Raw genomic sequence first — 12309 nt, 5'->3', positions numbered from 1 at the left:
TTCTGGGTAATTCGATTTATTATTTTGTGTATTTTCATCATTTAGCTGAAAGTTATTAAAATGGTTTAGTTCATTTGATAGTCTGGTTTTTCCCAAATGTTCATTCGAATTATCCGATCTAGAGAAATATGTGCATGTCTAGGTAGCTGTATGATCACGGATTTTCAATATTGCCCAATTTATATGGTAGTAAAGACCTGGTATAATGGTTTGCTTTTGTGTGCAATACTCTGAAAATATAGATTTTTCAGTATCCATCTACTCATTAGAAGTAAAAATAATTGAGAACACCCAATGAAAATGGACTAGAATTCCCCCAAATGACATCATGAAGATTCGACAATATAATTGGAAGTAGTATCAATGGGGGGGTAAAAATGATGAAAAATAGCAAATTTCCTAAGGTTGCTCTAAGCATGGGACTTCTGCTGGGAGCAGCTGGGCCAATCGGTTTTGACCCGGTTGTACAAGCAGAATCAGGATCGAATGCCATGAACGTACTTGCGGATCTTTCGAAAGAACAGCGTGAAGCACTTGATAAATTAGAGGCAAACCGAACATTGAGAGGACTTCAATTGTCGAGGGAAACAGATTTAAAAAGTGAAGAAGATATAACCGTTATTGTCGAATTTGAACAGCCTCCTGCAAAAGCAGAGCAAATTCAAAAGTCCCTCAAGGGTGAAGAAGTTTCTCTTGAAAAGGCAAAGAAAAAGGTGGAAGAGTCCCATAAAAAATTCAAAAAAGACCTGGATGAGAAGGTCGTAAAAAAGACAAAATCCGGGAAAGATAACTACGAGCTCAAACACTCCTATAAGAATGCGTTTAATGGAGTGGCCATCACTCTACCAGCCAATAAGGTTGAAAATCTATTAGACTCAAACGTTGTAAAAGCTGTATATAGCGAATTAGAGGTTCAGCTCACTCCTCCACCTAAATCAACAGTGGAAGAAGGGACAACGACCAAAGTGGATAGTATTCCCTTCATGAATATCGACAAGTTACATAAAGAAGGGTTTACAGGTGAAGGAGTGAAAGTTGGGGTTATTGACACAGGGATCGATTATCATCACCCTGATTTAAAAGAAGCATACAAAGGTGGATATGACTTTGTAGACAATGATGATGACCCGATGGAAACAACGTATGAGGATTGGGAAGCGGCTGCTGGATACCCTGAAGTAAACCAAGGTAACACATACTACACAGAACACGGGACCCACGTATCAGGGACAATCGTTGGCCAAGCTGAAAATGATTCTGATTATAAGGTAATAGGAGTGGCCCCTGATGCAGAATTGAACGTTTATCGTGTACTGGGCCCATATGGAAGTGGATCGAATAGCGCCATAATCGCCGGAATAGACCGTGCTGTTGCAGACGGGATGGATGTCATTAATCTATCTCTCGGAGCACAGACGAACAATCCATTAGATGCTTCAAGCTTAGCGGTGGATAATGCCGTTTTAAGTGGTGTGACGGCAGTCGTAGCTGCCGGGAACTCAGGGGATCTCGGGAATAGTACATTAGGTTCACCGGGTGCTGCCGCACTTGCTTTGACAGTGGGCGCAAGTTCTGCTCCATCTTTTGTCACCACTTATGATGGTGCGTTTTCAGCAGAAGGTAAGGAGCTGGACGGAAACCTTCAATTAATGACCAATAAATGGACGGATGAGTTTAGTAAGCTACAGGGAAAAAGTTTTGAAATGGTTGAAGTGGGAGAAGGCGGACCAGCTGATTACAACGGGAAAGATGTCAATGGGAAAGTAGCATTTGTTGCCAGAGGTACATATGCCCTCATTGAAAAAATGAACTATGCAAAACAAAATGGCGCGGTTGGAGTTGTGATATATAATAACAATCCAGACGAAGGCCATATTCCACATTATCTAGGTGAAAGTAACGATAATATCCCTACTTTTTCATTATCAAACCATTTCGGATTAGAAGTAAAAGAGCTATTTAAGGAAGGTACACCTATAATCACTCTAGGTGAAGCAGGGCGAGCAGAAATCAGTGGAGACGAGCTGGCTTCCTTTAGTTCGAAGGGCCCGTCAGGAACGTTATATGATATCAAGCCAGAAGTGACTGCACCGGGAGTGAATATTTTATCAACCGTTCCCGCTTATGTTCAAAATAAAGAAGATACTACGGATTATTCGCATGCCTACCAACGATTATCTGGGACATCAATGGCGTCACCTCAAGTGGCTGGTATTGCAGCATTGTTACTTCAGGCACATCCCGGGTACACGCCAAGTGATATTAAATCTGTGTTAATGAATACCGCTGATCCCTTGAAAAATCAATATAGCGTATTTGAGGTGGGAGCTGGAAGAGTAGATCCAATGCAGGCGATCCACTCTGATACAATGATTTCTGTTCTGGATGAAACGCCATTTGTTGAAAATGGGGAAGAAATCATCATCCCGGAAAAAACCGGTGCCCTAAGCTACGGTTTCATACCGATGGGGGGTGAACACATCACCAAAACAACGAATCTATCAATCACAAATAAAAGTGATAAAAACAATAAATATGACATCTCCGTTGAGTATAATATCGGAGCGGAAGCATCAGGATCACTCGATGCGGAGAAAAACGGAGTAAGGCTGACTGTTCCCGACTCGATTAAAGTAAAGAAAAATAAAGAGGAACGCTTCAATGCATTCCTTACGATTCCGAAATCAGCCCAAAAAGGGACATACGAAGGATATATTGTGCTCAAGAACCAAAAGAATCCTGAAGAAATCTACCGTATTCCATTTGGAGCAAAAGTCGTGGAGGAAGGGATTGGCTACTTTGAAGTATATACACCGAGTATTTCAACAAACCGTGTAAAAAATTCTTACAGCAGAAAGGCGACTGATCTTGATTTCAGGTTAAACTCGCCAATGGAAAGGTTGGACTGGGTATTGGTCGACCAAGAAACGAAAGCAGAATTGGGCTGGATTACAGGAGTGAATGCAACAGGTGCGGCGATTGACTATGATTATTTCATTGATGATGGATTTTCAGGGTATTATTACCCGCTAACTGGACATGAAAAGAAGCCAATCAGCTACACAAGAATAAGGGCAGAAGATGGCATATATGAAGTCAAAATGATCGGCACGACGAAAGATGGCAGACAGTTTGCTAAAACATCGACTATTAGTCTTGATAATGATGCGCCTAAAATTACTTTTGATGAGACAAATGCACTGCCGAAGGGAGAACTTCCAATTGTTGAACTGCCAGAAGGCCAAGATACAGTAACATTATCAGGTACTTTGGTGGATCCGGAAATGAGTGAAACCAAAAAAGCAGGTATGTCACTAACTCCGGCAAGTAGCAACATATGGTATGGTCCAACGGGTCCAAACTACCAACTTGAAGTAGATGAAAATGGAAAGTTTTCAAAAGAATTAAATGTTGGAACAAGCACCATAAGGGAAATGCAATATCTTGGTACCGATTATGCAGGAAATACGGCAAAGCCAAAGGTTGTATATTATGTGAACGAAGGATCACAGTTTGTCTATGCACAACCAGATAAAGACTCGTACCAAATGGGTGACAAAATCAAGTATACCTTCTATGCTAATAATTTGAAAAATGCCGAGCATTTATCTATGACCTTCTATTATCAAAATAAATACTTCGATGATTCTGTTGATTTCCAATTAGGGGCTGATCTGCCAGAGGGTTCAGAATTAGTAGAGACAACGACTACCCCAGGAACTACCAAGACGATCATCGATATTACTATTCCTGACGAAGGAGCCTCTGGAGATGTTGTTTTATTTGAGGTCGTAGCAGATACCAGTGCAGATGAGTTTAGAAATATTTATTCTCCACTGTTCAGTAACTCTACGATGCAGGTGAATCATGGTCCCAGAATTCAAACGAAAATCGGACTTCATCCCATTTATCCGGCGTTTTCAAAGGTGGATGCGGGATATTTAGGCGCAGAAGGACTCCTTACAGACAAAGGTGGAATGGATCACAGCAGGGATTACTCGACTGTAGGAGCAACTGTTCAATTAAAAGATACAAAAGGGGCTATTTATCCAGCGAGATTAGAACCAAATGGAGTCATTTACTTCGATAAACTCCCAATTACAGAGAAGAAATATACAATGATTATCGATATCCCGGGACACTATACGACATATACCCCCCTTGAGGTTGGTCGCGAAGAGAATGGTATCGATATAGGAGAATGGATTTCCTATAGAACAGCTGTATCGAAGCCGGGTGATATTAATAAAGATAATGTCATTGATATCCATGATGCAATACTGTTGCAAGAGAATTGGGGAACAGATTATCGAAATACTGATATAAACTTTGATGGTACGACTGATGAACAAGACTTTACCCTTCTTGAAAAGCATTATTTATCTGAGAACGACTTTGTACTTGATACACCAAGTCCTCAATCTCAAGTGAATGGCAAAACGATAGACACGATTAAAGATGAATTGACCATTAATCCTTAACAGTTTCTTTCCACAACATCTTGGTAATCATCCAGAAAGGGTAGTCCATTAAAGGACTACCCTTATTAGTACTTTATTTGGTGGAAGTACCCTATAATTTCAATGAATCTTGAGTGAAAAAATCAGTTGGGAGTGGTAACGTTGAGTTCAGGGATCTTAATAAAATTTTATAGAGAAAAAAAAGAACTAACACAAGAAGAACTGGGAAAAGGGATATGTTCTGTTACACATATTAGTAAAATTGAACGTGGAAACACACAATATTCCCCTGAAATCACTCATTTGCTAAGTAAGAAACTGGGGATTGACCTTGAAAAAGAAATGCAATCGCTTCAGAAATATGAGCGCTTGCTTGATCAGTGGCTTGATAGTATGGTGTTACAGCAACAAAGTGAAATTGAGAGATTAAAGAATGAGGTAGAAGACAATTCATTATTCCTTATTCAATCTGTGAAAAATAAGTATTTCTTATTGCAATCAAGATACTACCTTTTGCAAGGAAACATAACCCAAGCAGAAATCCTTCTGGATAAAATGAAAAAACACCGTAAAGAATTAAACGCATATGAAATTCACTTGCTTCATCACCTTTTGGGAATTACAGAAGTACTGAAAGGAAACTTCAAGAAAGCACTGGAGTACCTGCTTGAAATCAATGAAAAAGAATATTTAAATCATGAGTTTTTCTATCAAATCGCCATTGCCTATCATAACCTTCATTTTAAAGTAAAGGCTTATTACTATAGTGAACTAGCCCTGGATTACTTCAGGAAAACGAATAATTTTAAAAAAGTCATTGATGCTGAAACGATCAAGTTGATAAACGAAGGAAGAAACGAACTTTGGAATTTTGAAGATCTTGTTGATCGATATAATCGATTAATAGCACAATGTGATATTCTCAATGAAACCTCTAAAAAGGCGGCTTTATTAAGCAATTTGGCTTATGAACACTCCTATGCAGGGGACAATGAGAATGCGAAAAAGTATTATGAGAAGACATTATCTTTACTGGGAAAAAATAAAAACTCTCCTACCTACCTTAATAATCTGATTGGGTACGTTTATTGCTGTTTACACATTAAAGAAGATCAAGACAAACAGCAACTCAAGCAATTAATTGAAATAGGCAGTCAAATCGCAAAGGACATCCATGATCAAAGCAGCTATCAATTCTTCAAAATGCTTCGTTTATTATTTGAGAATAAAAAAAAGCAGTACTATCAATTTATTGAAGAAAAGATCATTCCTATGTTAGAGGAAAAAGGAAAACATCAACAATTACAAACATATGAAAAGACCATGTATCAGTATTATTTAGACGAGGGAAATCAAGAGAAAGCTCTCCAGTATGCGGGTAGGTTGGTTCAAAAATGTTAGAGGAAATTGTATACTTTGGAGTCGTCTCCAAATTAAGCAAATAGGAAGGCGTGTATTTCGTAAATAATCCCAAAATTAGAAAGGGAGAGTCGATAATAAAAGTGGCGAAGTCGATAATATAATTCAAAAGGCGATAATATATAGTCCCAACTCGATAATAAAACCTTCAAAGTCGATAATGAAATTTGAAACTGAGTAAAGGTAGAATAGAATTCTTTCCAGACCAAGGATACAGGAAAAAAGTACCTTGGTTTTTTATTTTCAGAAGCAAAACCTCTACTAATCCCTTATAAAAACAGAAAGAGTGGACGTTATCATCAAGGCCACCACCATTTTAATTCTAATCAGTAGACTTAACCCACAGTAAATTTACAATAGGTGCCTCCAACCGACAAAATTGGGGGAAGGAGATAGTGATATAAGACTGGTTATTCTGTCACATTCAAGGATTTTTCTTAGGAGAATATAGACTTCTTCCATTTTAACACCAGAGAATGTTAGGTAATAATGCCTATTCCCCTGGAGGTTCCTCCCCCTGCAAACCCCAATACACCAAGTCACCGAGCTGTGTAATAATATAAATAGAAATCAGAATCTTAACGAAATTCTGATTTGAATAGGACTTTTTTTACTTCCATCAGAAATTACACACAACACAACTAGAATAGAGGGTGAGATATGGAGCAGGTAGTGAAAATGGTCATAAAAGCCGTACCAATCGTAATCTTTTTACTCATCATGATGATCATCGGTTCCATCTTCATAAGCCTGAACAGCAGTAAACCGCTATCCCTTTTTGGATACAAGCCGCTGACCGTATTGTCGAATAGTATGGCTCCTACCTTTGAGGCTGGAGACGTGATCATTATCCGGGAGATGGATGCAGATGATCTTAAAGAGGGAGATATCATCTCCTATTACAACCAGGAGAAAAACCTGATTACTCACAGGATCACCTCCATTGTTGGAGAAGACGGAGTAAAGCACTTCTATACTCAAGGTGATAACAATAATACGGTGGATGAAGATGTTACAACGGCAAATGAAATCGTAGGGAAGGAGCTCTTTCATATTCCAAATATGGGTTTTCTTTCTCAATATACGAAAGGCCCGATGGGTTTCTTGCTATTCATCATTGTTCCATTAACAGGGTATGTGTGTTTAACGGTTTATGAAAGAATCAAGCCGAAGAAGAGGGAAGAGGAGTTTACCAAATCATAATAAATAATGGGGGATTGACATGTTTAAGTTGAAGAATGCATTTTTGGGAAGCGCTTTAGTAGGAGCAATCGTAGTATCTGGAAGCTTTGGTACATATTCTTGGTTCACATCCGAGACAAATGCCACAGGAGAGATCACAAACGGTACATTAGAAATCAACAACTCACAAGACATGGAAACAAAGATCATCGAAGCTACTGGTTTTGCCCCTTCTCAATTAAAGTACGGTGAATGGTTAAAGATTGAAAACACAGGTGATATGGATGCATATCTTAAAGCTACCTATAACCAGTCTCTAAGTACAGATGTACCTTTAGATGCCTATAAAGTAGGGTATATCGCTTATAAGTTCTCTGAAGGACAAGAAATGACAGACGACATCCTGGAAGAATCAAGAATCTACTTAGATGAGTTATTCAATGGGACAACCAATGAAGTGAAATCTATGTCCAAAGCGATTGCTCCTGGAGTTGAAATGGTTGTCGGATTTGTAGAGGAAGAAGTTCAACCTGCTGCAAAAGGCATGAGCGGGAAAGCCAAGATGGTACTTGGGGATGGTTCTAAAGAAGGCGAGAAGCATGAATTCTGGCAATTAAATGATGACCAATATATTGATCTTTCTTTCGCAATCAAACTCGACGAAAAAGCTGGTAATGAGTATCAAGGAGTTACTTATACATCGAATTTGAATGTAACAGCCAAGCAAATGGATGATGGAGCAAAAAACTAAGGTATCCCTAAATTAGAATAACTTTGTGAATAACGTTTGAAAAGGCAATCGATAGGAGACAATCCTGATAGATTGTCTTTTTTTTAACTCTTAACTAAAGGAGATCAAAAGTTAATGAAGAAGTACTACTGGAGTGTCCTTTTCCTGCTCTTTATGATGTACATGGGAGGATGTCAGGAGAACGTAGGGGAAAATGCCTATCAAAACGGGGAAGAGGCGGTGAAAGAAACTATGAATTCGTCAGTCAAAGTTGATCCATCGATTAACCTTTCAAGTGAGAAGGTTGTTTCCGTTATTATTGAGTTTAAGACAAAACCTGCACAAATCGCCATTTTAGAAGCAGAAGCTCAAGGCGTGGATATGACCTTGGAGAAAGCCAAGGAACACGTTGAACAAAGTCATCAGGCTTTCGAACAAGAACTTCATGCCTTCCTGGATGATAATGAAGTAAAATATCGAATCAAACACAGGTATAAGACAGCCTTTAATGGGGTGTCAATAGAATTACCGGCAAATGAAATTAAGAGATTAACGGGGTCTTCCGTTATTTCAAAGATTTATCCAAACCAGGAAATCCAATTGGATCCTCCTATCCAACCTTCAGATCAAATGTAAAAAAAGATAACCGGCACACCTTGAATTAGTCAGGTGCGCCGGTTATCTTTTTTTACTAAATTTAAAAGCCACAATCATTTTCGGAAAATAGCATAAAAAATGTGCAAGAAATCGGGAAAATGGATTAGGTCTAAAGAACTAAACTTGTTTTATCCAAAAAGCCATATAATTAGGAATTTTTAAAATATATAAGTTTTAGTGCCGATATTTCTTTTAAATGTACTTATAAGAGCAAAATAATTAGCAGTGTACGAAAAAAGAACTGGGTAAATAGTTTTGTTTGAGACTTCGGAAAACCTGCTGAAAACCCCAATTTTTTCATGATCACTTACTAGTATAATAGAAGTAGAACCTATATTAAAATAAAAATCAAAAGCGTTGGAACTGTTGTTTGGATGAAATGAACCAACTTATACTACGTCACCCTGGAGGTTAAATCATGCATATTGGTACATTTATAAAGTATTATAGGATATTTAAGGGGATGACCCAAAAGCAGGTGGGCGATGGAATCTGTACACCTGGCCATATCAGTAAAATTGAAAGCGGACACTTACAGATTACGAAAGATAAGATCGAATTATTCAATCAAAGGTTAAATATTAACGTCGAGAAAGAGTTAAAGGCGTATAAAAAATTACGATTAGATTTAGAATTGTGGCATGATGTCATGATCAAGCAGGTAAATGGAAAGATCGAATTATTGAAGGAGACCATCGAACAAAATCCATTAATCAAAATTGAAACATTGAATGGCACCTTTAAGCTACTGAAAGCAAGGTACTTTATTATGAAAGGGGAGATAAAAGAAGCTGCATTCTATTTAAGTCAGTTTTCTAATAAACGTCTTTCCTTCCATATGTTCGATTATGATTTCCAGTTATACTATCATATAAAAGGCATGTATGAGCTTGCAAAAGGAAATCCGCAAACAGCCATAAAGTATTTGGAGAAAATAGATCGAGATATTTATTCCAATCCTGAATCCTATTATCATATGTCAGTTGGCTATCATGATCTTGGTCAGCATGACAAGTCCCTGCGTTATAGTCAGCTGGCTCTGAATTATTTCAAAGAAACGTTTAATTTTACTAGGTGCCTGGATGCTTCTACGATTCAGTTGGTAGCGGAAGGCAGAAGTGAAGGAAAGAATCTGGCCTCGTTGGTAGAGAAATATGACGAGTTGATCCAACATTGTGATAATCTGCATGATCATAGAAGAAAAGCCGTTCTTCACCTGAATTTAGGGAATCTTTATCGAGAAGTAATGGATGATAGAAAGGCAAGAGATGCATTTCACATAGCATATGGATTATTGAGACATGAGTCCTATAAAGAAATGTATGGAAACAGCCTTTTTGGCTATATTGATAGTTCCATGAATGTGGACGGTTCCGTAAATAAAGAAAAATATGCAAGTTTAATAGAAGAGGGTCAGGCATCTGTAAAAGATATGGAAAACCCCTACATGGAAACTTTCTTTACGATGCTTGAGGTCAGGGTTCAAGAGGGAGAGGAAGCATATTATCAATATGTAGAGAATGTCATCATCCCTCTATTGAAGGAAAAAGGGCAATACGCTGAGTGCAACTATTACATTCAAAAACTCTACATTCATAATCGAATGAGTGGGAGAGAGGCAAAAGGAAAAGTATGCGTTTTAAGCTAACGGTTAAATGACATGAACAATTACACAGTAAAGGAGAGGTTCGATGGAAAACCCGGATCGTTTAATATCATCATTTGATGAGGTGACATTAAGTGATTATAAAATGCCCATCATCTGTATTTATTCCAACCCGCAAGATTATCAAGGTATGTTTGTAGCAAGACTATTTGACGTGAATCAACCGACGCATTATATTTTGATGAGACCCAGTTTAGAAGCGGTCAGAAGTGAAATTCCGGAACGATTCTCTTTGGTTCCGAAAGCCCAAGGAGAAGATTCGAACATAGTTGAAACGTGGATTTAGTGTATAAAAAAGCTTCATTTCTCATGGGGAGAAATGAAGCTCTTTTATACATTTTTATTTGCGGAAGGATAGAATTTCTTTTCTATTTCTTTATATTCGTCAAGCTCTTGGGTAAAACGTGCCAGTTTATGAACTTCCTGCAGAAGAAACGTTTTATCCAATTCATAAATCACTTCTTTTTCAATATGATCAATGGTATTACAGGCGAATTCCCATATGGCTTTGTGCTTAGAGGGGTCAATGGACTCTGCAATAAGAGCGAGTGCCCGAACGATGTCAGTAATGATGAGATGATTTTCTTTTGCATAATGCCTGATATAGCCAAATCCCCGATATAGATAGTATTCAAATGCTTCTGTCTGGAGAATGACTCGTATTTTTCCTTCTTGATCGATTAAATACGGGGTGAAGGATAGGTGATCTTCAACTGTTATCATCAGATCGGCCATTTGATCAATCGTATTGGAGGCTGTTTTAGGATCATCATTTCCAAGGGATTTGATTGCTACTTCTGCAAGCTTATGAATTCCCATTTGCAGGTCTTGAATTTCCGTCTCCTTATGGCCCATTTCGATAAAGTCGAGATAGTGATTAGTAGAAATATCCTTGGTTTCAGGTCCCCAAATGCTCACCAATTCATTCCCCGCCAAAACATAATCCCCGACTTTATAGTGGAGCTGTATGACAAGTTGATCATTTTTTGCCGCTTCAATCATTCCATGAAAATCAATCAACTGTATATATCCCGACTCTCTTGACTTCACATGAATGATATTCTCCTTATGGTGCTCCATTATATCGCCGGTGTTTCTAGTTCGGTGGGCTTCTAAGTCATGTTTCAGCGTTTGATTGATCATCACCTCAGAAACCTGCTTCATATTGTACGTGATATTGTGTACCTGCATCCAAGTAGACGCATGATTAATGAAAAAGATAAAAGTGACAGCAGTAAGGAATGCAAGTCCGATCGTCATGGTCGGGGCAGCAACAAACAATTCTTTCTTTGAATCTCCGATAAAAAGAAAGAGAAGCAGTACATATACAAAGCTGCCATTGAAAATTCCGAGGGCATGTTGCGTTTGTTTGTCCGAAATGAAATCAAGGAGCATCCTTGGCGAAAATTGACCACTGAACATCGTGAGTACAACAAGCAGTGAATTCAAGGTGAAAGCACTGAGCGTCAGGATGGCCCCGATGAGTGTGCTGACAAGCATGCGTGTAACAGATGCATCCATACTTAAAAAATCGAGTGTATACTGAGAAATGTCTGCATACAGATCTAAGTAGAGGGTGAGTGCTACAAGGAGTATGGAAAAACAAATATAAAAGAATGGCATATACCAAATGTTCAGTCGGATCTCACGCATTCGTTGCCGTTTTGACATGAGCAGATATTTTCTGATGGATAAGGGAAGCACTTTTTTCAGCATAATAGATTCGGTTCCTTTCAAATAAAGGGATATGGATTAGTTTTCCCTGCCAGATCATGTTAAAACGTCTCTCTGCAAATTAGATTTATAGGCTCGTAGATGGAGTCGAATCTCAAGTAAACCAATAGGAATTACCCTACCCATTGACATTAGAAAGAATTTTTTAAAAATACCAAAAATGGTATTGACGAAGGAATGAATCCCCTATATAATCCAATTCATACTCAAATAGCAAGTAATACCAAAACGAAACGATATATCTCTTATCAAGAGCGGCGGAGGGATAGGCCCGATGAAGCCCGGCAACCTACAGGATCAGACTGTAAAGGTGCCAATTCCTACAGATCTATACGGATCTGGAAGATAAGGGGAGGAGCATGATTATTTAGCCCTCTTCTTAAAAAGAAGAGGGCTTTTCTGTATACCCTCTTTCTTTCCCACATTGCTATCTTCGTCTCTCAGGGTGGATCTTCAAAGGA

Annotated in this window: 8 protein-coding genes and 1 riboswitch; of the genes, 7 read left to right on the top strand and 1 reads right to left on the bottom strand. The window is 38.4% G+C overall.

The genetic code is table 11. The features are described 5' to 3' along the window. Positions 1-380: 380 nt before the first annotated feature. From ACFQWC_RS15025 to ACFQWC_RS14995, 7 genes are all read left to right on the top strand, one after another. Positions 381-4481 (top strand): S8 family serine peptidase, encoded by a 4101-nt coding sequence (locus ACFQWC_RS15025; protein ID WP_377108251.1) that lies wholly within the window; start codon positions 381-383, stop codon positions 4479-4481. Positions 4482-4622: 141 nt separating this feature from the next. Beyond that, positions 4623-5861, top strand: a complete 1239-nt coding sequence (locus ACFQWC_RS15020) for a helix-turn-helix domain-containing protein (protein ID WP_377108249.1) — start codon at positions 4623-4625, stop codon at positions 5859-5861. Between the two features lie 678 nt (positions 5862-6539). After that, on the top strand, positions 6540-7082 hold the full coding sequence (locus tag ACFQWC_RS15015; RefSeq protein WP_377108247.1) for a signal peptidase I: 543 nt from the start codon (positions 6540-6542) through the stop codon (positions 7080-7082). A gap of 19 nt (positions 7083-7101) precedes the next feature. Continuing rightward, on the top strand, positions 7102-7812 hold the full coding sequence (locus tag ACFQWC_RS15010; RefSeq protein WP_282138519.1) for a hypothetical protein: 711 nt from the start codon (positions 7102-7104) through the stop codon (positions 7810-7812). A 114-nt stretch (positions 7813-7926) separates the two neighbouring features. After that, on the top strand, positions 7927-8427 hold the full coding sequence (locus ACFQWC_RS15005; protein WP_377108245.1) for a protease inhibitor I9 family protein: 501 nt from the start codon (positions 7927-7929) through the stop codon (positions 8425-8427). A gap of 439 nt (positions 8428-8866) precedes the next feature. Further along, positions 8867-10096 carry a helix-turn-helix domain-containing protein gene (locus tag ACFQWC_RS15000; protein ID WP_377108243.1) on the top strand — a complete coding sequence of 410 codons (1230 nt, stop codon included), beginning with the start codon at positions 8867-8869 and terminating at the stop codon, positions 10094-10096. 43 nt (positions 10097-10139) lie between these two features. After that, positions 10140-10400 (top strand): hypothetical protein, encoded by a 261-nt coding sequence (locus ACFQWC_RS14995; protein ID WP_377108241.1) that lies wholly within the window; start codon positions 10140-10142, stop codon positions 10398-10400. A gap of 44 nt (positions 10401-10444) precedes the next feature. Here the strand turns inward: ACFQWC_RS14995 and ACFQWC_RS14990 are convergent, their stop codons facing one another. Further along, positions 10445-11830 (bottom strand): DUF2254 domain-containing protein, encoded by a 1386-nt coding sequence (locus ACFQWC_RS14990; protein ID WP_377108239.1) that lies wholly within the window; start codon positions 11828-11830, stop codon positions 10445-10447. Positions 11831-12090: 260 nt separating this feature from the next. Then, positions 12091-12200, top strand: a riboswitch (SAM riboswitch). Positions 12201-12309: the final 109 nt, after the last annotated feature.

It is taken from the genome of Rossellomorea sp. GCM10028870 (assembly GCF_042666755.1).
In the GTDB taxonomy this organism is placed as follows: Bacteria; Bacillota; Bacilli; order Bacillales; family Bacillaceae_B; genus Rossellomorea.
Note: the sequence above shows the minus strand (reverse complement) of the source record. Positions and strands in the feature narration are given on the sequence as shown.